We start from the raw sequence: 22371 nt of genomic DNA on the forward strand, positions 1-22371 counted from the left end.
CCGTTGTCGGGAAGCTAAGAGGGCTCAGCGTTCCGAGGCGGTTTACAGCCGTAAGGTTCGCGCGTGAACCTCAGCGTGCGTTATATTTCGCGTCGACGTCGTTGATCGCGTCCACATTGCCGGCCGAGCGGCCCTTGGTGTCGAAGGTCTGAGCCAGGAAGGCGTCGGCGATTGACTTGGCAAGTTCGGTGCCGATGACGCGGGCGCCCATGGTGATGATCTGGGCATTGTTGGAGAGCGCGGCGCGCTCCGCCGAATAGGTGTCATGGGTCAGCGCCGCGCGGATACCCGGCACCTTGTTGGCCGAGATGCAGACGCCGATGCCGGTGCCGCAGACGAGGATGGCCTTGTCATAGGTGCCATCGATGACGCCCGAAGCGACGCGGTCGGCAAGATTTGCGTAGAACGCGTCCGGTCCGGCTTCCGTGCGAGAAACTTCGCTCACCTCGTAGCGGTCCTTCAGATGATCCGCGAGGACCTTTGCCAGGCCTTCGCCTGCGCTGTCTCCTGCAATGGCAAGTTTCATTTCGTGTCTCCTCTAAGTTTGGCGGCGCATTTGGCGAGGATGTCGAGGTAGCCTTCGACGTTCCAGGCCGAACGGCCGATGAAAAGCCCGTCAATATGCGAGCATGAGATGAGTTCTTCGCAATTGTCCGGATTGACCGATCCGCCGTAAAGGCAGGGGATCCGGCGGCCAAGCACGCGTTCGGCAACCGCAATGATCTCGGCCTGGCGCGCATCGGCATAGGAAGGTTCGGCGGGAATTCCCTTCTCGCCGATGGCCCAGACGGGTTCGTAGGCAAGCAGGATCTGCGCTTGTTTCTGCGAACCTGAAAGTTTGGAAAGGGCGCCGGTAACCTGGGCGCTCAGGATTTCGGTGGCCCGGCCGCTTTCCCGGTCGCTCAGCGTCTCGCCGATGCAGATGAGCGGAATGAGGCCGTGGCGAACGGCCGCTTCGGTCTTCATGCCGACGGTCTCATTGGTCTCGCCGAAATGTTCGCGGCGCTCGGAGTGGCCAAGTTCGACGATATCGAGATTGCAATCCCTCAGCATCGGGGCAGAAATCTCGCCCGTCCATGCGCCCTGATCGGCCCAATGCATGTTTTGCGCGCCGACCTTGACGTAACTGTCCGACAGGATCGCCTTGACCTCGCGAACGGCGGTGAAAGGCGGAATGATGAAGCGCTGGATCGCAGGGTCGCGCAGGGCGTCCGCGTCCCGCAACGCTTCGGCGAAGCTGCGGGATTCCGCCAGTGTCTTGTTCATTTTCCAGCTGGTGCCAATCCAGTAGCGCGGTGATGCTGTCATTTCAAATCCTAGGTCGAGGCAATGATGAGAGTGATGCCGTCACGGTCCAATTGTTCGAGAATGGCGGCGTCGGGGGCGCGGTCGGTGATGACGGCGTCAAAATCGGCAAGTTCGGCCATCACATGCAGGGCGGTGTGGCCGATGCGCTGGTGGCTGACCAGCAGGCAGGTTTTGGCGGCAGAGGCAATCATCGCCCGTTTCGTTCGCACGATGTTGTCGTCCATATGATAGACGAGCCCGCCGGACACGGCCGGCGTTGAGACGAAGGCGATATCGGCGCGCAAGCGAAACAGCGCCTCTTCCGTCACCACGCCCAGGAAGGCATTGAACTTGGCGGAATAGATGCCGCCGAGCGCGATGAGGGTAATGCCGCTTTCGTTCTTCAGCCGGTCGATGATGGCGGCATTGTTGGTGATCAGCGTCAGGGGCCGCTTCTGGAGCAGCATTTCCCCGAGGACGGCCGCCATCGAGCCGTCATTGACCATGACCGACATGCCAGGCTCGACAAGCTCAAGCGCGGCGCGCGCCATGGCGAGCTTTTCCTCATGCCCCTGTCGCTCGCGGAAGCGGAAGTCGCTTTCAAACTGGGTGCCCGCGTCGATCGTCGCCCCGCCGCGAACCTTGCGCAACACACCGGCCTGTTCGAGATCGTCCAGATCGCGGTGAATGGTCATCTTCGACACGACAAAACGATCGGCCAGATCGTCGAGGTCGACGGTCTTGTGCTCCACAAGCAGGTTGATGATCGATTGTTGACGCTCTTCCCGTTTCACCTTGCGCTCCGGTCTTGGGGAGAATTGAATGCATCAAACATAACATTTATATCACATAATTCAACATCAAGATTGTTATGTTGAGATGAAATTATGTTTGCTTATTGTGGTGGGTTCAGCTCTTCAGCAGCGCTTGCGCTGTCCGCTCGTCGGTGATCAACCCATAAAGACAGTGGCTGTTGAGGACCGCGCGGATGGCCTCCACCTTCGGCAGACCGCCGGACAGGGCGACAAGCTTTTCCTTTTTCGAACGCGGTAGCGAGGCGGAGAGGGTTCTGGCCGACAGCATCGTTTCCAGGATGTGCCCGTCGGCATCGAAGAAATGTCCGAGGATTTCGCCGGCGCCACCCATGGCGGCGATCTCCTTGATCTCGCGCGGCTCCACCATGCCCGACAGGACGAGCTGGGCGTCGATATCGACCGTGCCGAGACCGACGAGCTTGAGTTCGGCATTGTTGGCAAGGTCGAAGACTTCTTTCACGCCGCGTTGCGCCAGCAGCACGTCGCGGTCTTCCCTTGTATTGGCGAAGAACGGCACCGGCATCACATAGGCCTGCGTGCCCGTCTTTTCGGCGATGCGATGCATGACGTCATAAGGGTTGGCAGCATAGTTTCGCGTCAGCCCGCCCAGCAGCGAAACGAAGCGCACGCCCTTGGCATTGACGCGCGACATGTGATGAACGGCGGAAGATAGCGTTCGACCATGCCCGAGGCCGATGATCTTGTGCTTGCCGCTCTCGACTTCCCGCCGCAGGAAGCTGGCGCCGGCCTGTCCCAGGGCGCGAAACTCGAAGCCATCCTCGCCGAGATCGGGCGCGACTTCGCAATATTGCAGGCCGAACCTTGCCGCGAGTTTTGTTTCAAGCTCGACGCATTCGACGATATCGCCATCGATCGTGACCTTGACAACGCCGTCGGCAACCGCCCTTGCGATCAACCGATGTGCCTTGACCGAGGGCACACCCAGGCGCTTGGCGACTTCGGACTGTGTGAAGCCGCCGGCATAGTGTAGCCAGGCTGCGCGTACCGCAAGCGACTCATCCGCATCCGCCATCAATGGTTCCCTTTCCCACTTGGTCATGCATTTACCGCAAGACAGCTTGATCGGCGCTTGCGGCTAGATATGCAAGTCGTCAATGCCGGTATCGATGTGCGGCGCCCAGAAGGCGATGCTTTCGGCAATCTGCGAGACGACCTGGCGATCGTTGGGCTCGCGTTCCTTGAAGGACAGTTCGAGGCAGATTTCATTGTCCTGCGCGCCGCCCTCGCCAAAGGCCGCAAGCAGGGGATCGGGCTGGATGCGGCCCTTGGCGTTGAACTCCGCTGTGAACGGCCGGTGACCACCCTTGTCCATCAGGCTCTGCTTGATGTGAATGATCGGGGAAATCTTCGGAACCGCGCGCGCCCAGGCATAGGGATCGTAGTCATCGGGATTGGCCGAGGTCACGTCGCCATGGTCGATATCCGCCATCATCCACATCGGCACCGCGAGATTGGCCGCCGTCAGGCGGGATTGCAGCTTGAGGCAGGCGTCGATGGTCTCGCCGAATTCGCGCCCGATGCTCATCGGTTCCCAGAAGACGTAGGAAAGACCGGCGGACTTGGCATGCTCGGCCACTTCGCCCCAGCAATCGATGGCGATCTTGATCAGCTCCTCGCGCCGGGCCGGATCATCATAGTCCTTGTAGGTGAAGATGGCGAATTGCGTGCCGACAGAATGGCCGCCGAGATCGGCGGTGATGTCGGCGAAGGTCTTGAACCAGTCGACATAGTAGCGCCGGACATCGGCATCGGGGTGGCCGAAATGGTTCAGGCGGCCGTAAGGCCCGGTCATGCCGGATGTCACGCGAACGCCGGTGCGCCGAAGGGCTGCCTGCATCGTCCGGGTGAGGCGACGGATGACGGGCGCCTGCCAGCTCGGATTGATGAACTCGTGCGTGAGCTGGAGATCACGGATTTTCAGGTCCCGCGCCACCGTCTCGATCAGGTCGTCGGGGTCGGCGAAGCGGTTCACCAGCGGATTGGTGTTGAGGGAAAGCGTCAACGGCATAAGGTCTGCTCCTTGAAGGGCGGATGGTTCAGGCGGCGAGCGCCAGTTCGCTCTCGAACCAGGCCGAGAAATTCGCTTTTTCCGGCGCCGTCATATGCAGTCCTTCCTTGGTGCGCCGCATGAGAACGTCCTCCGCCGACTGCGCCCATTCCGAAGCTGCGAGATAGCGGGCCTCGGCCTCATAGAGATTGCCGCCGAAATGACGCCCGAGGTCGGCAAGCGATGTGGCATTGCCAACGACCAATTTGGTTCGCGCGCCGTAAAGGTGCCCGTAATGGTTCACGAGCTGGCGCGGCATCCACGGATAGGCGCTGCGCAGGCTGTCGGAAAAGGCGATGTAGTCGGCATTCGGAATATCGCCGCCCGGCAGTGCCGCCTCGCGCGTCCAGTCGCCGCCCATGTTCGGGAAGAACTTGGCGAGCTTCTGCAAGGCGTGTTCGGAGAGTTTGCGAAATGTGGTGATCTTGCCGCCGAAGACGTTGAGGAGGGGTGCGCCGCCGGTCTCGTCGAGATCGAAGACATAGTCGCGAGTGACCGCCGAGGGATTACCCTTGCCGTCATCGAACAACGGGCGAACGCCCGAGAAACTCTCGATCACGTCGGAGCGGCGCAGCTTTTCCTTGAAGTAGCGGTTCACGGCGGAAATCAGATAGTCGATCTCCTGCTCGTCGGCCTTCACCTCTTCCGGCTTGCCGTCATAGGGAATGTCAGTCGTGCCGATCAGGGCCATGTCGCCCTCATAGGGATTGATGAAGATGACGCGCTTGTCGTGGTTCTGGACCAGATAGGCCTGCTGCCCGCTCCAGAATTTCGGAACGATGATGTGGCTTCCCTTGACGAGCCTGACATTGCGCCGGCTGTTGGAGCCGGCAACGCGGCCGATGATGTCGTTGACCCAGGGACCGGCGGCATTCACCAACACCCGCGCGCGCACGGTGCGTAGTTCGCCGGACCGCTGATCGCGCATCTGGACGACCCAACAGCCCTCGTCACGTCGTGCGCTGACGCAGGCCGTGCGCGTCAGGATTTGCGCGCCCTTGCTGGCGGCGTCGAGCGCATTGAGCAGGACAAGCCGGGCGTCGTCGACCCAGCAGTCGGAATATTCGAAGCCCTTGGTATATTGGTCGAGGATGGGCGCACCTTCCGGATCGCGGCGAAGGTCGAGCGAGCGCGTGCCGGGCAGCCGCTTGCGGCCACCGAGATGGTCGTAGAGGAAAAGGCCGAGACGAACGAGCCATGCCGGGCGGTCCGTCGGGCTGTGCGGCAGAACGAAGCGCATCGGCCAGATGATGTGGCTTGCTGAGTTCAGCAGCACTTCGCGCTCGATCAGCGCCTCGCGGACCAGGCGGAATTCGTAATATTCGAGATAGCGCAGGCCGCCATGCACCAGCTTCCCGGATCGCGACGACGTTCCCTCCGCCAGATCGCCCTTTTCGCACAGCATGACGGAAAGGCCCCGACCCGCGGCATCGCGCGCGATCCCGGCGCCATTGATGCCGCCGCCGATCACGAAGAGATCCAAGATTTCGGATTCAGTCATTTCATGCTCCTTGGGATGCTTCCTGCATCGTCACGTCATTTGCTTCTGTGGGCACTCGCTCGCCGCTCAGGGCGCAACGAGCGTGTCCCAGGCAGGCGCGATCGCCTGCCGAATTTGTACGTAGGCTGAGAACAATCGGTCGTAGCGGCGAGCCTGTTCGGCATCCGGCGCCTCGGCGTCTCCGAGCAGCGGCGTTACCCATTCGGCGATGCAGTCGTCCATGTTCGAATAAGCACCGATGGCGACCGCCGCCATCATGGCGACGCCGGCAGCACCCGCTTCCTCGCGGCGCGAGACACGGACGGGGGCGTTGACGGCGGCCGACAGGGATCCGCGCAGCGCACGCGAGCGTGCCGCGCCCCCGGTGATCCGCAATTCGGCGGGCATGTTGCCCATCGCCGCGTAGCAGTCGCGCGTTGCCATGCCGAGTCCTTCGACGACGGCCCGCAGCATGTCGGCAAAGCCGTGGCGCGTCGAAAGGCCGGTAAAGCCGGCGCGCGCATGCGCGTTGACGAAGGGGCCGCGCTCCCCCGCCTCGGAAATATAGGGGTGATAGAGCAGCGCGCCCGGCTTGCTCTCGGCAAACCACGCGTCGATCCGCGAGATGAGATCGGAAGGCGCGACGGGCTTGCCCGCCTCCGACATGAGTTCGGCGGCGACTTGCAGGATCCAGTCGATATTGATCGTCGCGCCCATGTTGGTCTGGACCTGCGTGACGATGCCGGGGATGGGCAAGGCGATCACATAGCCGGTTCCCTCGGCATTAAGCTGGACATCGGATACCGGCTTTGCGCGCATATGCACGCCCGTGGATCCGATCGTTGAGCACGCTGCGTTCTCACCGCCGCTGCGAACGCCGGCACCAAGCGCGGTCATCACCATATCCACATAGCCGAGACACACTGGCGTGCCGGCCAGCAATCCCGTTGCCTTCGCCGCATCGGGCGATAGCGGGTGGGCGATCTCGGTTCCCTCGATGATCTCAGGCAAAAGGGAGCGCCTATGCTTGAGCCCGAGCGCGTCGATCACGACGGAATCATATTGGCGAGTGCGGAAATTGCCGAAGGTGAAGCTTGCTTCCGAGGGATCGGTGGCGCGAATGCCGGTCAGGTTTAGATAGAGCCAGTCCTTACAATGCAGCGCCGTCTCGGCCCGATCGAGGACCTCCGGCGTGAAGCGATCCATATGGGCAAGCTGCGCGCCTTGCTGGCAGGTGTTGAGGCCGGTGCCGGTCGCCTCGAAGCGCGCCCGGCTCTCGGGGTGGCCGCCGAGATGGGTCACGGTCGCAGCGGCGCGGGCGTCAAGCCAAAGCCAGGCATCGCCGACCGGTGCATTGCCGGAGCCGATAAGCCAGGTCCCATCCCCTTGGCCCGTCACGGCGATGGCGGCGGTCCGCGTGGCGAGATCCGACACTTTGTCACTCAGGCCCCGCAAGGCGCTGACGCAGTCGGCCCAGGTACGCTCAAGTGATTGCGTGGCTGAGCCGTCTTCGCCCATCGCATAGTGATTGCGCGCCGATGCCGAGGCGATCTGGCGGCCGGACAGCTCAAAAGCCACGGCTTTCAGCACAGAGGTTCCCGCGTCGATGCCGATAATGATCTTGTCGCTCTTAGGCATCGTGGGCCTGTCCTGCCGCGATGAGGCAAGCCGTCGCGCGCGATGCATCCGTCAAAGCCATTCTGCTCCTCCCTTCCTGATCGACCTCTAACCGTCATTCGGTCGAGATCAGGCGGGCAGTCGTCACGACGCGGTTGTCAGGCTCCAAGCGCCCGTCGTCCATGTCATTCCGACCCCACCGCTCACGCTTTCAGAGCGCTCTTCATTCCGACAGGCAAGCTGCCCCAAATCCGGCGCTCAGATTACGCTTAAATTATAACATAGAGATATCACAGATGTGTAATATTTTTCTAGTAATGTAATTTTTTTCATATAAAATAGGCGCTGTCAACCTCGGGGAGGCAGGTAGATCGTTGCCGGCGCAAGGCGTGCGGCCGCGATTTCAAGAATATCGCGATGAAGATGTAGCTGATTGCTCGGTCCGCAACCGATTTTTTAAAATCAATAATATTCAATGGCTTAATGGAAATTGATTTTACGCGATTTTCGGTCCGCAAGACTGCGCCTCCCGAGGTTGGCGCCTTTAATGGCTGCCAGCTGGGATTTTGTGAAGGGCTCTCGTGCAGAGTCGACAGCAGCAAAATGAAATTCCGAAGCGATAGAGGCCTGTTGACAGGATTGATAAATTATAACATAGATTGCGAAGTTAATAACGCGCTTATATCATGATCCGCATGGATTGAATGATAAATGGCGACGGCGGGTAGCTGGAGGAAACAAGCGCCCGCACTGAGGAGGCTCCTATGAACACTCTCTTCCCAGGCCATGGCTTGGTCTTGCGCCGGCGGCATTTCGGGCAGCCTTCACGCGTTTCCGCACGCGGGGCTTGGCCGGGTCTCGAATAGATCGGCATCGGATCTGCGCGCCCTCTTTTCTTTCCAGCAAACAGGCAATCCGGCCAAAAGCGCCGAAGGTCTTTCGAATATGAATACACAGACTGAATACGCAGCTTTCAAATCCGGCGGCACGAGGTTCACGATACTGGCAAGTGTCGCGGCGGCCGTGATTGTCATCGGCGCGATTGCCGCCGATACAAAGGTAGTCAAGATCGGTTCCGCGCATGACGTGCGCGAGCAGTCCTTCTCGCCCGAAACCTTTGGCGCCCAGGAATTCCCGAAGATCCAGGCGGATGTCGAGAAGCGCGCGGTCGATGCCGCGACGCTGTCGGGTGCCATCATTGCCGACAAGAAGGCGGCTGGTGAGAAATACGGCGTGGCGACGAGCACCGGCGCGGTCATGCCTGTCTCTCTGTCCGGCACTTTCGGCGCCCGCAAGGCCAACTATAGCGAGATCAAGGTCGACGGACTGCCCGCCGACGTCACCGTTCGCGTCCAGACCGGCCCGGCGATCAACGGCACAGACCTGCGCGACGCCACCGGCGCCATCCAGTTCGGCCAGTTCACCAATCAGATCGAGTATCAGGATGCCGGTTCGGCGATCAACAACGAGATGAAGAAGGCGGTTCTCTCGGGTTTCGACGCCGAGACGCTGACGGGCAAGACCGCAACCGTCGTTGGTGTCTTCAAGCTCATCAACCCGAAGAACTGGCTCGTCACTCCCGTCAAGGTCGACGTCAAATGATTGAGGCGGCGCAGAAGCAGGGCGCAAACGGCGAGGTCGTTCTTGCCGCCCGCAACATCAGCAAGTCCTACGGCAATGTTCATGCCCTGAAGGGCGTGAATTTCGACATCCATCGCGGCCAGGTCACGACTTTGTTTGGCGAGAACGGGGCCGGCAAATCGACCCTGATGAAAATTCTATCCGGCGTCGTCCAGCCGACCGGTGGCGAAATCATTTTGGACGGCAGCCCGATTGCTTTCTATTCGTCCACCCATGCGCGGGCTTGCGGGATTTCCATCATCCATCAGGAATTGAGCCTCGCGCCCAATCTCAGCGTCCGCGACAACATCTTCATGGGCCGCGAGATCATCAAGGGCGGCGTCGTCGATTTCGCCGAAGAGGAGCGGCAGACGCGCGCCCTCATGGAGGAGTTGGAAGAGCACATCGACCCGCTGACCCTAGTGGAGGATCTGCGCCTCGGCCAGCAGCAGATCGTCGAGATCGCGCGCGCCCTTTCGGTCAATTCGCGCATCCTGATCATGGACGAGCCGACCTCGGCGCTGAGCGCCACGGAAGTGGAGGTGCTGTTCAAGGTCATCCGCGACCTGACGGGCCGCGGCGTGTCTATCGTCTATATTTCCCACCATCTCGAAGAAGCGTTGCAGATCACCAATCATGCCGTCGTGCTGCGCGATGGCGCCATGACTGCCTATGCCGAGCGCAAGGACATCGATCTCGAATGGATCGTGCGCAACATGGTCGGCGATAATTTCGATCTCGGAAGCCCACCCACCGGCCACACCATCGGCGATGTCGCGCTGACCATCGACAATCTGACCGTTCCCGGCCCCTCGGGTGCCGCCTATAACGCTGTCGACCACATGTCGCTGCAGGTCCGCGCCGGCGAAATCGTCTGCATCTATGGCCTGATGGGTGCGGGCCGCACCGAACTGCTCGAATGTGTCGCCGGACGCCTGCGATCGAGCGGCGGCCGGGTTCTGCTCGGCGGTCGCGACGTTGCGCGTCTCAGCATCGCTGGCCGTATCGCCAATGGTCTCGTCCTGGTGCCCGAGGATCGTCAGCGCGACGGCCTCGTTCAGACCATGACGGTCGGCGCCAACCTGTCGCTCGCCAGCATCGGCGCCTTCACCAAAGGGCTCTTCACCTCCGGCGGTCGTGAACGGGAACTGGTGGGTGAATCGATCCGCAAGGTCCACATCAAGACCGATGGCGGCGAGGCGGTGATCGGTTCGCTTTCCGGCGGCAATCAGCAGAAAGTGGTCATCGGCAAGATGCTTGCCACCAACCCTCAGGTCATCCTGCTCGACGAACCGAGCCGCGGCATCGATATCGGCGCCAAGGCGGAAGTGTTCAAGCTGCTCGCCGAACGCGCCAAGCAGGGCCTGGCGGTGATCTATTCGACGTCGGAAGTCGCCGAATGCCTCAGCATCGCCCATCGCATCATCGTCATGCACCGCGGCAAGATATCCGCCGAATTCGGTCCCGACGTCACCAAAGAGAAGATCATGGCCGCCTCTGGCGAAGCAGTGGTCGCGCACTAGCCGCATTCATGGAGCACTGATTATGTCAGTCACGAATATCACTGAGAAGAAATCAATTTCGAACGGCCAGCGGCGGAACTTCAGTCTGGTGCGGTTGATTCTGGAAGGCCGCGCGTTTTTCGCGCTGATCGTCATCATCGCGGTCTTCTCCTTCCTGTCGCCCTATTATTTCTCGCTCAGCAATTTCCTGACCATGGCCTCGCATGTCGCGATTTTCGGTATCCTGGCGATCGGTATGCTGCTGGTGATCCTGAATGGCGGCATCGATCTCTCGGTCGGCTCGACACTCGGCCTTGCGGGCTGCATCGCCGGCTTCCTGATGCAGGGCGTGACGCTCTCGAGCTTCGGCGTCATCCTCTATCCGCCGGTCTGGGCCGTTGTCGTCATCACTTGCGTCATCGGCGCCATCGTCGGTGCGGTGAACGGCGTGCTCATCGCCTACCTGAAGGTTCCGGCCTTCGTCGCCTCGCTCGGCGTGCTCTATGTTGCGCGCGGCATCGCGCTGTTGATGACCAACGGCCTGACCTACAACAATCTCGGCGGCCGTCCGGAACTCGGCAATACCGGTTTCGATTGGCTGGGCTTTAATCGTCTGGCTGGCATCCCGATCGGCGTCATCGTCCTTGCGGCCCTTGCGATCATCTGCGGGTTGGTTTTGAGCAAGACCGCCTTCGGCCGCTGGCTCTATGCGTCCGGCGGCAACGAGCGCGCGGCTGATCTTTCGGGCGTACCGGTCAAGCGCGTCAAGATCCTGGTCTACGTGTTTTCCGGCGTCTGCGCCGCAATCGCCGGTCTGGTCCTGTCCTCGCAGCTTACCTCGGCTGGCCCGACCGCCGGCACCACCTATGAATTGACGGCGATCGCAGCCGTCGTCATCGGCGGGGCGGCGCTTACCGGCGGACGCGGCACAGTGCGAGGCACGATGCTCGGCGCCTTCGTCATCGGCTTCCTCTCGGACGGTCTCGTGATCATCGGCGTGTCCGCCTATTGGCAGACCGTCTTCACCGGCGCCGTGATCGTTCTGGCGGTCCTTATGAACAGCATTCAATACGGACGTCGGGTCAAAGCGAGCTGACGGACGAACTGAACTTCTCCACGACGGCGGATCTGGTTCGAACAGCCAGCCGATTGCGGAAAGCACGACCGGTTCGCCGGTAACATCAGAGCTCATCAAAAAGGGAGAGAGACTATGTTTAAGAAAGGCATGCGCTTAATTCTGGCGGCTGTTGCCGTTGCCCCGATCTTCGCAAGCTCCGCCTGGGCGGCCGGCCAGATGACGATCATCGTCAACGATCCGTCCAACCCCTATTGGCTGACGGAAGGCAATGTTGCCAAGGCGACTGCGGAGAAGCTCGGCTACACCGCCTCGGTCAGCGCCCATAAGGGCGACACCAATACCGAGAGCAACCTGATCGACACCGCGATCACCAATAAGTCGGTTGCCATTATTCTCGATCCGGCCAATGCCGATGGCTCGGTCGGCGCGGTGAAAAAGGCGGTAGCTGCCGGTATCCCGGTCTTCCTGGTCAATGCGGAAATCAATCAGGAAGGTCTCGCCAAGGCGCAGCTCGTCTCCAACAACGCCCAGGGTGCGGCAATCGGTGCCCAGCAATGGGTCGAAGCCGTTGGCGACAAGGGCAAGTACGCCGAACTGTTCGGCGCTCCCTCCGACAACAACGCCGCAACCCGTTCCAATGGTTATGAAACGGTGCTGACGCAGTATCCGGATCTGCAGAAGGTCGCAAAGGAAGTTGCCAACTGGGACCGTACCCAGGGCCACAACAAGATGCAGTCCATGCTGCAGGCCCATCCGGATATCATCGGTGTGATCTCCGGCAATGACGAAATGGCGCTCGGCGCGATCGCAGCCCTGAAGGAAGCCGGCAAGCTCGCCAACATCAAGGTCGGCGGCTTTGACGGTTCTCCGGACGCAGTCGCCGCCATCAAGGCCGGTGAACTTCAGTACACCGTTCTGCAGCCGGTTGCCGTCTTCTCGGAAGAGGCGGTCAAGCAGGCCGATAGCTTCATCAAGACGGGCAAGACGGGTGCGTCGAGTGAAAAGCAGCTCTTCGATTGCCTGCTGATCACGAAGGACAATGTCGACAAGTACACGGGTCCGTTCGTTCTGTCCCAATAACAAGGCGGGGGACGCCGAAAGCGGCGTCCCCCATCATTTGCCGCTTCGCAGATGTAGCAAAGGATTGTTCCATCTCCACTTTTTGCCTTCGCTCGGCATTCGCAGTACGAAGCTGATACCCCCAGAGTCAGCATCAGAGGCCACAGTGACACAGAAGACGAATATCGGAGCATTCCTGTCCGACGAACTGCCAAGCGACAGCCGGCATAGCCGCCAGCTCGCCCGCCGGCAGATGATCGCCGAAGCCGTGATGGCGGAGGGCTCCATGCGGATCGAGGATCTGACCGATCGCTTCGGCATCAGCCTGATGACGGCGCATCGCGACGTCGATGAGCTGGTGAGCCGTGGCCTTTTCCGAAAGACGCGTGGCATCGTCACGGCGGCCGCCACCAGCCTGATCGAATCGAGCGACGTTTACCGCGCGAACCGCCAGTCGGCGGAAAAGAAGATGATTGCCACAGCCGCGATGCAATTCGTCGAGCCGGGGCAGGCGATCTTCCTCGACGATTCCACCACCGTCCTGCAAATGGCGGCGCATCTGTCGGCCAAGGTTCCGCTGACTGCAATCACCAATTCGCTGACGCTGATGAACGCGCTGAAGGACATGCATGATGTCACGCTTCTGGCTCTCGGCGGCCAATATTACAATTGGTGCAATGCCTTCATGGGGCGCATGACGATCAATGAGATCAACAGGCTCAGGGCGGATGTCGCCTTCATCTCCATGTCCGCCATCACCGATGACATCGTCTTTCATCAGTCCCCTGAGATCGTCGACATCAAGCGGGCGATGTTCGATAGCGCCGCCAAACGCATTCTTCTCACCGATCACACGAAATTCGAGCGGCGCGCTTTGCACAGCTTCGCGGCCTTGAGCGAGTTCGATGTGGTCATCGTCGATGAGAAGACGCCGGCCGATCATCTCGATCGGATGCGAAACAAGAATATCAATGTGGTCGTCGCCAGGAGCGACGGAGATCGGTCATGAGGGCAAAGCCTGAGCGGCCCTTCCATCAGTCGGAGTAATCAGCATGCCGAGTCTGCTCGGAATCGATAGCGGTCTCACCGTCACCAAGGCCGTTATTTTCGATGTCGACGGCACGCAGCTTGCCGTGGCGCGGCGGCGGGTGACGCAATTCATGCCCAAGGCCCGCCACATCGAGCGGGACATGGACGAACTCTGGACCGCCACCGCCGATGCGATCGCGGAGGCGATCAGCCTCAGCGGGCGTCCGGCGAGCGACATCCAGGCGATCGCGGCAACGGCCCATGGCGATGGCATCTATCTGCTCGACCGGTCGAGCAAGCCGCTCGGCCGCGCCATCCTGTCGCTGGACAGCCGGGCAGGCGCCATTGTCGACCGCTGGCTGGAAAGCCCGGTCGCCGATGAGGCCCTTAACCTCACCGGCCAGCTTCCGCATGTCTCCGCGCCCTCGGCGCTTCTCGCCTGGATCAAGGAGAAGGAGCCCGCTCGTTTCGAGCGCATCGGCCGTATTCTGAGCTGCAAGGACTGGCTGCGCTTCTGCCTGACCGGCGTGGTCGGCACCGACCGGACGGAGGCAAGCACATCCTTCACCAACGTCAGGGACCAAGGCTATTCGCAGGATGCGCTGAAGCTCTTCGGGCTCGATGAACTCAAAGGCGCCCTTCCGCTCGCATCGCGTTCCGACGAAGTCGTCGGTCGTGTCACCAGCGCTGTTGCAAGCCGCACCGGCCTTGCTGAGGGAACGCCGGTGGTTGCCGGGCTGCACGATGTCACGGCATCGGCTTTGGGTGCCGGCGGCTACGCATCCGGCGTGGTCGCGGTAATTGCCGGGACCTATTCGATCAACGAAACGCTGTCTTCGGAGCCGCGTGTAGACAAGCGGTGGTTCTGCCGTAATGCGATCGCGCCCGGCCAGTGGAACAACATGTCGATCTCGCCGGCATCGACGGCGAATTACGACTGGTTTCTCGATAAACTCTGCGCCGGCGAACGTGCGGGTACCGAGGCGGCGGGACAGTCCATTCATGCGCTGCTCGCGCCCGAGATCGAGGCAGCCTTTGACCGTCCTTCAACGGCGCTCTTCCATCCCTATCTCTTCGGCTCCCCCTATGGTGCCTCGGCGAGCGCCGGTTTCTTCGGTCTCGGCGGCTGGCATGATCGCGGCGACATGTTGCGGGCTGTCTTGGAAGGCATCGCCTTCAATCACAAGATCCATGTCGATGCGCTGGGCGATGGCTTTTCCTTCAGCGAGGCGCGGCTTGCCGGCGGGATTTCTCGGAACCCTGTTGTCGTCCAGATGTTTGCCGACGTGCTCGGGATGCCGGTGACGGTGACCGAAACGGACGAGGCGGCAGCCTGGGGTGCGGCGCTATGCGCTGGCGCCGGCATCGGTCTCTACGCCGATCCGCAGAGCGATCCCCGTGATGTCGGCGCGATTGCGAAGACCTATCATCCCGATGCGGGCCGCAGCGCCGATTATCGGCGCCGATACGACGTCTTCCGGGAAATTGCCGATGCGATGACGCCGCTTTGGCCCAAGATCGGCAGCCTCGTGCCGGCGGAATCCCAAGACTAGAGATGCAGCAGGACAATGATGCCATGACCGACACCGCCGCCGACCAGGAACAGCGCTTTTCGACACTGAAGGACGGGGACATCGATGTCGTCATCCTCGGCGCGGGCATCAATGGCGCCGGGCTGTTTCGCGACCTGTCCGTCCAGGGCGTCAATTGTCTCATCGTCGACAAGTCCGATTTCGGCTCGGGCACCAGCGCCGCGCCGTCGCGGTTGATCCATGGCGGCCTGAAATATCTGGAGACAGGCGAGTTCGGACTGGTCGCGCAGTCGACGCTGGAGCGCAATCTGCTTCTCAAAAACGCGCCGCATTGCGTCGAGGCGCTGCCGACATTCGTGCCGATCTTCTCCTGGACGCGCGGCATTTGGGCAGCGCTCCGGACACTGACGGGTTCGACCACGGCGCCGAGAAGCCGTGGCGCCGTACTCATCAAGATCGGACTTGCTCTTTACGATTTCTTCGGCTTCCGCAGCCGCGTCATGCCGCGCCACAGGTTCATCTTCAAGAGACGTGCGCTGAAGGAAATGCCGTATGTCACACCGAAAATCGTCGCCGGCGGCATCTATTACGACGCCAAGATCAGCCGGCCGGAACGGCTCGTCTACGAGCTGGTCAAGGATGGGCTGGAAGCGAACGGCAGTGCGCTGGCGGCGAATTCCACGACGCTGATCGCTTCATCGGACGGAAAACTTACCTTCCGGCGCTCCGACGACAGCACCTTTTCCGTCACACCAAAACTCGTCGTCAACGCCGCCGGTCCCTGGATCGATCATGTCAACGAGGCGCTCGGCGCGCCATCGCACCTGATCGGGGGCACCAAGGGCTCGCATATCCTGCTCGATCATCCCGAGCTCGTGCGCAGCCTGAACGGCCATATGATCTACTTCGAAGCCGACGACGGGCGCATTTGCCTGGTCTACGGCTATCTCGGCCTGGCGCTGGTCGGCTCGACGGACATTCCGAGCGCCGATCCCGACAATGTCCGCTGCGAAGAGCCGGAACTCGAATATTTCCTCGACAGTCTGAGGTCGCTCCTGCCGGGGCTGCGCTTCGGGCCGGAACAGGTGGTCTATACCTATAGCGGCATCCGCCCGCTGCCGGCCTCCGACGCCTCTTCCCCTGGGCTGATCAGCCGTGACCACTCCGCGCCGGTGATGGAGCCGCAAGAGGGCCGCCCCTTTGCGATCATTTCGCTGGTGGGCGGCAAATGGACCACTTTCCGCGGCTTTGCCGAGGAGGTCGCTGATACCGTTCTGACACGCTTCAAGCGCATCAGGAGCCAATCGACGCAGCAATTGGCGATCGGCGGCGGCCGCAATTTCCCTGCTGATCCCGCCGCAAGGGCGGAGTGGGTACGGGCAGTGGCAGGAAAGACCGGCGTGAACCCGAAAAGGGTCGACGAGCTTCTGGCGCGCTACGGCACCACGGCTTCGGCGATTCTGGGCTGTGGATCAACCTTTAGCGACACGGAACGCCTTGCCGGCGCTTCCCACTATAGCCATCTGGAAATCGACTGGATCACGCGGCAGGAAATGGTCGTGCATCTCTCTGATATCGTCTTCCGCCGCACGACGCTTGCGATCGAAGGGGCGCTGACCATGGAAGGCCTGCGCCAGATCGGCATGATCGCCGGCGCGGCGCTTGGATGGAACGGGCAAAGACTGGCGACGGAGATCGACGACGTGGTCACATCGCTGGCGAAATTCCACGGTCTGCGATTGTCCGACACCGCCGGGCGCCAGCCGGCGGAAGCGCGGATCTAAGTAGATCCGGCTTCCGGCTGCGGCCGTTCTTTACGAGAAAACCGGGTCCAGTGAGCCGGCCTTGTAGCGCTTCGCCATGTCGGAGACCGGGAGCGGCTTGATCCGGGAAGCGTGACCGGCCGTTCCGAACTGCTCGAAGCGTTCTTTGCAGAGCTTCGTCAAGGCGGCCATGGCCGGCTTCATATATTTGCGCGGATCGAATTCGCTCGGGTCTTCCTGCAGCACACGGCGAATCTGGCCGGTCATCGCCATGCGGCCATCCGTGTCGATGTTGATCTTGCGCACGCCGTTCTTGATGCCGCGCTGGATTTCCTCGACCGGCACGCCCCAGGTCGGCTTCATCTGGCCGCCATACTTGTTGATGATCTCCTGGAGATCCTCGGGGACCGACGAGGAGCCGTGCATCACCAGATGGGTGTTCGGCAGCTTGCGGTGGATCGCCTCGATGACCTCCATCGCCAGCACAGACCCATCCGGCCTGCGGGTGAATTTGTAGGCGCCATGCGAGGTGCCCATGGCGATTGCCAGTGCGTCGACCTTCGTCTCGCGTACGAACTTGACCGCCTCGTCGGGATCGGTGAGCAACTGGTCGTGCGAGAGCTTGCCTTCGGCGCCGTGGCCGTCCTCGGCTTCGCCCATGCCGGTTTCCAGCGAGCCCAGCACGCCGAGTTCGCCTTCCACGGAAATACCGCCGAGATGCGCCATCTCGGTGACCATCTTCGTGACGCCGACATTGTAGTCCCAGTCGGCCGGCGTCTTCGCATCAGCCTTGAGCGAACCGTCCATCATCACCGACGTGAAGCCGGCCTGAATGGCCGTCATACAGCTCGAAGCGTCGTTGCCATGGTCGAGATGCACGCAGACCGGAATATGGGGATAGATCTCGACGACGGCATCCATCATGTGCTTCAGCATGATGTCGTTCGCATAGGCTCTTGCGCCGCGCGAAGCCTGGATGATGACAGGTGCATCGGCTGCATCCGCCGCTTCCATGATGGCTAGAGCCTGTTCCATGTTGTTGATGTTGAAAGCGGGCACGCCATAGCTATTTTCGGCAGCGTGATCGAGCAACTGTCTCAGCGTAATGCGTGCCATTCAACTCTCCTTTGATAAGACTGGGCATCGATGATCATTCCGATCATCGACTGAAATATCGGCGCTTTCGACGGCATGAGAACGGTGATTTCGCAAACTGACCATACCCATCGGCACTTGCCTTGAGGTCTTCCGGCCATTCCCCACACACGAAATCCCACTCAGGCGTTGACCAACATATCCAGCTACATAACAATGTAAAATGACAAAATCACATTATTTATGACATTTTGTTTCGATGGGCCTTTCGTGCTCCGGCCGGGTGCCGGATGCTGCTCCATTGAAACTTTGTTTGCCCCCATCAGACGAGGCGTTGTGTAACTATCCTGAAAGCTTCGACTGGCCGGCCACGCCTTGCACTTGCCTCCAGTCCGACGCGGAGAGGCAAGTCGAACGCCGTGGATGGTGGAGAGAGCATGGATCTGCAAAAGATCAAAACGCTGATCGAATTCGTCGGTCGATCGCGCATATCCGAACTGGTGGTGAGCCAGGACGGCACGACCGTGCGGATCTCGAACGGCATTTCCAGGCAGGCGACCGCTGCGGATAATTCGACCGTTGCGCGGCAACAGCCCGCCCGATCACACGTCGTCACGGATGCCGCTGTGCCTGAAGGCGGCAAGACCGCACAAATGGTGGCCGCGCCTGTGTTCGGGCTGCTGCATCGCTCGCCAAGCCCCGGTGCGCCGCCTTTCGTCAAGGTGGGCGATGTCGTCGAGGCGGGCCAGAGCCTCTGCATCATCGAGGCGATGAAAGTCTTCAATACGGTGTCGGCGCACAAAACGGGGCCGATTCTGCGTATCCTGGCCGATGACGGTCAGGAAGTGGACGCCGGGCAGCCGCTGATGGAGATCGGCTGATGTCGTCGGGCGAAAGTAAACGTCGGTTCAACACCGTGCTGATCGCCAATCGCGGCGAGATCGCGTTGCGCATTCAGCGGGCATGCCGTGAATTGGGCCTGCGTTCGGTGATGATTTGCTCCGAAGCCGATCGGGATGCGCCTTATGGGGCGACAGCCGATGAATTCGTCTGCATCGGGCCTTCGGCGCCGGGCCAAACCTATCTCAATCAGGCAGCCATCCTGCTTGCCGCGCGAACGACGGGTGCACAGGCCATCCATCCGGGATACGGGTTCCTGTCGGAGAATGCGGGCTTTGCCCAAGCTGTGGAGGATGCCGGATTGATTTTCATCGGGCCGCCCGCTTCGGCGATCCGCATGATGGGGGACAAGATTGCCGCCAAGCGGGCGATGATCGAGGCCGGCGTGCCCTGCGTGCCTGGCCCGGATACGGCGCTCCCCGAAGATATCGCTACGATCAGGAATATCGCCCGCGACATCGGCTATCCGGTGATCGTGAAGGCGGCGGGCGGCGGCGGGGGACGCGGCATGCGTGTCGTCCATGACGCGTCGGCGCTGGAAGACGCCGTGTCGGTGACGCGCGAAGAAGCAAGAAGAGCCTTCGGCACGCCGGAGCTCTATCTCGAGAAGTTTCTCGAACATCCCCGGCATGTCGAGATCCAGGTTCTTTGCGACAATCACGGCAACGCCGTGTGGCTCGGTCACCGCGATTGCTCGACGCAGCGACGCCATCAAAAGGTGGTGGAGGAAGCACCGGCGCCCGGCATTCCGGCCGAGATCGCTGCGGCTGTCGGCGAACGTTGCGTCGAGGCCTGCCGCCGGATCGGTTACCGGGGAGTGGGGACCTTCGAGTTTCTCTATGAGAACGGCGCATTTTATTTCATCGAAATGAATACGCGTCTTCAGGTCGAGCATCCGGTGACGGAAATGACCTCGGGCATCGATATCGTCAGCGAGCAGCTTCGCGTCGCCCAGGGCCTGCCGCTCGATATTTCCCAGGCGGATGTTCAGACATCGGGTCACTCCTTCGAATGCCGCATCAATGCGGAAGACCCATTCACCTTTGCCGCGTCTCCGGGCCGGATCGCCAATGCACGGTTTCCGGCAGGTCCCGGCGTGCGCATCGATAGCCATGTTATGACCGGCTACAAGGTGTCGCCCCATTACGACTCCCTGATCGCAAAACTGATCGTGCATGCGCCGACGCGCGACCAGGCAATCCGCCGCATGCAGATCGCGCTGGCGGATACGAGGATCGAGGGGATCGCGACCAATCTTGCGCTTCATCGGGAAATTTTCGAGGACCCGGCTTTCAGAGCCGGCGGAACGGACATTCATCATCTTGAGCATTGGCTGAGCGAGCGGAAGCCATGATGAAGCGAGCAAAGCGGACAGCCAAGGCGATGACCGAAGACTTCACCGATCCGGCGATCATGCAGGAAATCGCCGTTTGGCTGGAAAAGGCCGGCGTAAGCGCGATCGAGATCGACATGGAGGATGGCCGTCACGTTCGGATCGTCATGGACGGCGAGGCCTGTCTGCGTGCCGATGACGGACCGCGCGACATGATTTCGACCACGCCTGCAAGCGTTTCGGCGGCCAAGGCGCCGTTCGCGGGCCATTTTCTCGATACGCATCCGGCGCGCGACGTTCCTGCGGCGGCGGAAGGCGCTGCTGTTGCCGCCGGGGATATCGTTGGTTTCATAAAGGTGGGACCGCTCCTGCTGCCGGTTCGCGCTCCCGAGGCCGGTACGCTGAACGAAAGCCCGGTCAAGGCCGGTGATCTCGTCGGCTATGGCGACACCATTTTTCCGATCGAGCCAGCAGAATGACGGACATGCAAGCAACAGCTCTTTCAACACCAGGCTACATCTCTCCGGTTCTTGCCGATGTTCCGAAAATCTCCGTTATCGGCACCAGCGCCTATCTGGTGGAAGCGCCCGGGGATTTTGACCTTCCAACCCAGAGGCGGATCTGGGCACTGGCCAAAGCGGTAGAAACATGGTCCGAGGTTCGCGAAATCGTTCCCGGGGTTACCAACCTTCTGGTGATCCTCAAGCAGACGCCCGAGGAACCGGACCAGGTTGAAGCCCAGCTGAGACAGGAATGGGATCGTGCCCGTGGTATCGATCTTGCCGGCAAGACGATCGAGATTCCGGTGACCTATGGCGGCGAGCATGCGACGGATCTCGCGGCCGTTTGCGATTTCTCCGGCCTTAGCGACCGTGAGGTCGTCCAGCTGCATTCGGAAGGCAGCTATACCGTTTTCGCCCTCGGAAGTGCTCCGGGCTTCGGCTATCTGCACGGCCTCAATCCACGCATCTATATGCCGCGCAAGAAGGTGCCGTCGCTGAAAATGCTCAAGGGCACGGTGACGATCGGCGGCATGCAGACGGGTGTGTCGGTTCTGACGGGACCGAATGGCTGGAACTCGATCGGCTTTGCGGAACTATCGGTGTTTGATCCCACGAGGGCGTCCCCGGCACTGCTGACCCCCGGCGACAAGGTTCGCTTCCTGCCCGAGAGGATCGAGCTGTGATCCACGTTCTTCAGACCGGCCCCTTGAATACAGTGCAGGATCTCGGCCGCTTCGGCTACCGGAACATCGGCGTCACGTCGAGCGGTGCGATGGACAGATTGGCTCTCACCGTCGGCAATCTGCTGCTTGGCAATGAGGATGGGGCGGCGGGTCTTGAGATTCAGACCTTCCCGTTTTGCGTTCGGTTCGAGAAGGACACGGTCGTTGCCATTACCGGCGCGGACTGCAACGCAAGCCTCGACGGGCGACCGCTGCCGCCCTGGTGGGCAATGCCGGTATCGGAAGGGCAGGTGCTGGAACTCGGAGCTCCGCTGCGGTCCGCACGCGCCTACCTCTGCTTTGCCGGCGGACTTGACGTCGAGCCGGTGATGGGCTCGCGCAGCACGTCGCTGCGCGGTAGCTTCGGTGGACTGGAGGGCCGTTTTCTGGCGGCGAATGATCGCCTGAGCATTGCCGAGAGGGAGATCAGCGCAGTGCCGGGTGGCGGGTTTGGTGCTGTTCCGCCCGAAACGGCGCTTGCGTCGCATTTTCCGGCCCCGGAAGACGGCGTGCTTCCCGTCCGGGCGATCCCGGCCGGAGAGCATGCCCTTTTCGGCGATGAAGCAGAGCGCTTCTGGACCCAGACATGGAAGATTTCGTCCCAGAGCGACCGTACCGGCTACCGGCTTTCGGGCGAACCGATCATGCTTGCCTCTCCCGTGGAGATGCGCTCGCACGGTGTCGTTCCGGGCGTCGTGCAGATGCCGCCGGCGGGAGAGCCGATCATCCAGATGAGCGACGCCAATACGGCTGGCGGCTATCCCAAAATCGCCGGCGTCGTCGAGGTCGATCTCTGGCGGCTGGGCCAGGCGCGCATTGGCAGCCGCATCCGGTTCATTCGCTCTGATGTCGCCGAGGCGCGCGCAGCCGAGCAAGCACTGCAAGCCTATCTCGAGGATATCCGCCACACGGCGCCGACGCTGATCCAGGCGCTCGCGACCATGTCACGACGATAGCGGCCCGCCGCG

20 protein-coding genes are annotated in these 22371 nt (G+C 61.3%); 12 read left to right on the top strand and 8 right to left on the bottom strand.

Annotated elements, in window-relative coordinates:
* Positions 1-70: 70 nt before the first annotated feature.
* From AB6803_RS18250 to AB6803_RS18280, 7 genes are all read right to left on the bottom strand, one after another.
* Positions 71-526, bottom strand: a complete 456-nt coding sequence (locus tag AB6803_RS18250; protein WP_371110207.1) for an RpiB/LacA/LacB family sugar-phosphate isomerase — start codon at positions 524-526, stop codon at positions 71-73.
* On the bottom strand, positions 523-1308 hold the full coding sequence (locus AB6803_RS18255; protein ID WP_371110208.1) for a triose-phosphate isomerase: 786 nt from the start codon (positions 1306-1308) through the stop codon (positions 523-525). Before AB6803_RS18255 ends, AB6803_RS18250 begins: the two co-directional genes overlap by 4 nt.
* Before the next feature lie 8 nt (positions 1309-1316).
* Positions 1317-2081: a DeoR/GlpR family DNA-binding transcription regulator gene (locus AB6803_RS18260; RefSeq protein ID WP_371110209.1), complete on the bottom strand. Its 765-nt coding sequence runs from the start codon at positions 2079-2081 to the stop codon at positions 1317-1319.
* Positions 2082-2196: 115 nt separating this feature from the next.
* Complete coding sequence (locus AB6803_RS18265; RefSeq protein WP_371110210.1) at positions 2197-3135, bottom strand: sugar-binding transcriptional regulator; 939 nt, start codon at positions 3133-3135, stop codon at positions 2197-2199.
* Positions 3136-3198: 63 nt separating this feature from the next.
* On the bottom strand, positions 3199-4131 hold the full coding sequence (locus tag AB6803_RS18270) for a sugar phosphate isomerase/epimerase family protein (RefSeq protein ID WP_371110211.1): 933 nt from the start codon (positions 4129-4131) through the stop codon (positions 3199-3201).
* 28 nt (positions 4132-4159) lie between these two features.
* On the bottom strand, positions 4160-5671 hold the full coding sequence (locus AB6803_RS18275) for a glycerol-3-phosphate dehydrogenase (RefSeq protein WP_371110212.1): 1512 nt from the start codon (positions 5669-5671) through the stop codon (positions 4160-4162).
* Positions 5672-5737: 66 nt separating this feature from the next.
* Positions 5738-7288 (bottom strand): FGGY-family carbohydrate kinase, encoded by a 1551-nt coding sequence (locus AB6803_RS18280; RefSeq protein WP_371110213.1) that lies wholly within the window; start codon positions 7286-7288, stop codon positions 5738-5740.
* 924 nt (positions 7289-8212) lie between these two features.
* Between AB6803_RS18280 and AB6803_RS18285 the strand changes: the two genes are divergently transcribed.
* The 7 genes from AB6803_RS18285 to AB6803_RS18315 all read left to right on the top strand — a co-directional run bounded on the left by AB6803_RS18285 (position 8213) and on the right by AB6803_RS18315 (position 16871).
* Positions 8213-8869, top strand: a complete 657-nt coding sequence (locus AB6803_RS18285; protein ID WP_371110214.1) for a DUF2291 domain-containing protein — start codon at positions 8213-8215, stop codon at positions 8867-8869.
* Positions 8866-10410: a sugar ABC transporter ATP-binding protein gene (locus tag AB6803_RS18290; RefSeq protein ID WP_371110215.1), complete on the top strand. Its 1545-nt coding sequence runs from the start codon at positions 8866-8868 to the stop codon at positions 10408-10410. Before AB6803_RS18285 ends, AB6803_RS18290 begins: the two co-directional genes overlap by 4 nt.
* Before the next feature lie 22 nt (positions 10411-10432).
* Positions 10433-11485 (top strand): ABC transporter permease, encoded by a 1053-nt coding sequence (locus tag AB6803_RS18295; RefSeq protein ID WP_371110216.1) that lies wholly within the window; start codon positions 10433-10435, stop codon positions 11483-11485.
* Between the two features lie 114 nt (positions 11486-11599).
* Positions 11600-12547: a D-ribose ABC transporter substrate-binding protein gene (locus tag AB6803_RS18300; RefSeq protein WP_007689334.1), complete on the top strand. Its 948-nt coding sequence runs from the start codon at positions 11600-11602 to the stop codon at positions 12545-12547.
* A gap of 145 nt (positions 12548-12692) precedes the next feature.
* Complete coding sequence (locus AB6803_RS18305) at positions 12693-13535, top strand: DeoR/GlpR family DNA-binding transcription regulator (RefSeq protein ID WP_371110217.1); 843 nt, start codon at positions 12693-12695, stop codon at positions 13533-13535.
* Between the two features lie 43 nt (positions 13536-13578).
* Positions 13579-15108: an FGGY-family carbohydrate kinase gene (locus tag AB6803_RS18310; protein WP_371110218.1), complete on the top strand. Its 1530-nt coding sequence runs from the start codon at positions 13579-13581 to the stop codon at positions 15106-15108.
* Between the two features lie 23 nt (positions 15109-15131).
* Entirely contained in the window at positions 15132-16871 is a 1740-nt protein-coding gene (locus tag AB6803_RS18315; protein ID WP_371110219.1) for a glycerol-3-phosphate dehydrogenase/oxidase, read from the top strand.
* 30 nt (positions 16872-16901) lie between these two features.
* On the opposite strand, the gene fba is transcribed toward AB6803_RS18315, so the two are convergent.
* A complete protein-coding gene (fba, locus tag AB6803_RS18320; protein WP_371110220.1) occupies positions 16902-17966 on the bottom strand; it encodes a class II fructose-bisphosphate aldolase in 1065 nt (354 codons plus the stop codon).
* A gap of 416 nt (positions 17967-18382) precedes the next feature.
* Between fba and accB the strand changes: the two genes are divergently transcribed.
* The 5 genes from accB to AB6803_RS18345 are packed head-to-tail and all read left to right on the top strand — an operon-like array spanning position 18383 to position 22359.
* Entirely contained in the window at positions 18383-18826 is a 444-nt protein-coding gene (gene accB / locus AB6803_RS18325) for an acetyl-CoA carboxylase biotin carboxyl carrier protein (RefSeq protein ID WP_371110221.1), read from the top strand.
* The gene (gene accC, locus AB6803_RS18330) at positions 18826-20199 is read left to right on the top strand and encodes an acetyl-CoA carboxylase biotin carboxylase subunit (RefSeq protein ID WP_371110222.1); all 1374 of its coding nucleotides are present in this window, start codon (positions 18826-18828) and stop codon (positions 20197-20199) included. Before accB ends, accC begins: the two co-directional genes overlap by 1 nt.
* Positions 20196-20657, top strand: coding sequence for a hypothetical protein (locus AB6803_RS18335; protein ID WP_371110223.1), 462 nt, complete (start codon positions 20196-20198; stop codon positions 20655-20657). The genes accC and AB6803_RS18335 overlap by 4 nt, the downstream gene beginning before the upstream one ends.
* The gene (pxpB, locus tag AB6803_RS18340) at positions 20654-21364 is read left to right on the top strand and encodes a 5-oxoprolinase subunit PxpB (RefSeq protein WP_371110224.1); all 711 of its coding nucleotides are present in this window, start codon (positions 20654-20656) and stop codon (positions 21362-21364) included. Before AB6803_RS18335 ends, pxpB begins: the two co-directional genes overlap by 4 nt.
* Positions 21361-22359: a biotin-dependent carboxyltransferase family protein gene (locus AB6803_RS18345; RefSeq protein ID WP_371110225.1), complete on the top strand. Its 999-nt coding sequence runs from the start codon at positions 21361-21363 to the stop codon at positions 22357-22359. The genes pxpB and AB6803_RS18345 overlap by 4 nt, the downstream gene beginning before the upstream one ends.
* Positions 22360-22371 lie beyond the last annotated feature (12 nt).

Source organism: Rhizobium sp. RCC_161_2 (assembly GCF_041355235.1).
Classification (GTDB): Bacteria; Pseudomonadota; Alphaproteobacteria; order Rhizobiales; family Rhizobiaceae; genus Rhizobium.

Excerpts from the sequence above, each read along its gene's own strand:
- AB6803_RS18255 (WP_371110208.1), bottom strand. The coding sequence starts at position 1,308 with ATGACAGCATCACCGCGCTACTGGATTGGCACCAGCTGGAAAATGAAC.
- AB6803_RS18290 (WP_371110215.1), top strand. The coding sequence starts at position 8,866 with ATGATTGAGGCGGCGCAGAAGCAGGGCGCAAACGGCGAGGTCGTTCTT.
- AB6803_RS18280 (WP_371110213.1), bottom strand. The coding sequence starts at position 7,288 with ATGCCTAAGAGCGACAAGATCATTATCGGCATCGACGCGGGAACCTCT.
- AB6803_RS18265 (WP_371110210.1), bottom strand. The coding sequence starts at position 3,135 with ATGGCGGATGCGGATGAGTCGCTTGCGGTACGCGCAGCCTGGCTACAC.
- accC (WP_371110222.1), top strand. The coding sequence starts at position 18,826 with ATGTCGTCGGGCGAAAGTAAACGTCGGTTCAACACCGTGCTGATCGCC.
- AB6803_RS18270 (WP_371110211.1), bottom strand. The coding sequence starts at position 4,131 with ATGCCGTTGACGCTTTCCCTCAACACCAATCCGCTGGTGAACCGCTTC.
- AB6803_RS18275 (WP_371110212.1), bottom strand. The coding sequence starts at position 5,671 with ATGACTGAATCCGAAATCTTGGATCTCTTCGTGATCGGCGGCGGCATC.
- AB6803_RS18250 (WP_371110207.1), bottom strand. The coding sequence starts at position 526 with ATGAAACTTGCCATTGCAGGAGACAGCGCAGGCGAAGGCCTGGCAAAG.
- AB6803_RS18295 (WP_371110216.1), top strand. The coding sequence starts at position 10,433 with ATGTCAGTCACGAATATCACTGAGAAGAAATCAATTTCGAACGGCCAG.
- AB6803_RS18335 (WP_371110223.1), top strand. The coding sequence starts at position 20,196 with ATGATGAAGCGAGCAAAGCGGACAGCCAAGGCGATGACCGAAGACTTC.
- fba (WP_371110220.1), bottom strand. The coding sequence starts at position 17,966 with ATGGCACGCATTACGCTGAGACAGTTGCTCGATCACGCTGCCGAAAAT.
- AB6803_RS18300 (WP_007689334.1), top strand. The coding sequence starts at position 11,600 with ATGTTTAAGAAAGGCATGCGCTTAATTCTGGCGGCTGTTGCCGTTGCC.
- AB6803_RS18315 (WP_371110219.1), top strand. The coding sequence starts at position 15,132 with ATGACCGACACCGCCGCCGACCAGGAACAGCGCTTTTCGACACTGAAG.
- pxpB (WP_371110224.1), top strand. The coding sequence starts at position 20,654 with ATGACGGACATGCAAGCAACAGCTCTTTCAACACCAGGCTACATCTCT.
- AB6803_RS18285 (WP_371110214.1), top strand. The coding sequence starts at position 8,213 with ATGAATACACAGACTGAATACGCAGCTTTCAAATCCGGCGGCACGAGG.
- accB (WP_371110221.1), top strand. The coding sequence starts at position 18,383 with ATGGATCTGCAAAAGATCAAAACGCTGATCGAATTCGTCGGTCGATCG.
- AB6803_RS18310 (WP_371110218.1), top strand. The coding sequence starts at position 13,579 with ATGCCGAGTCTGCTCGGAATCGATAGCGGTCTCACCGTCACCAAGGCC.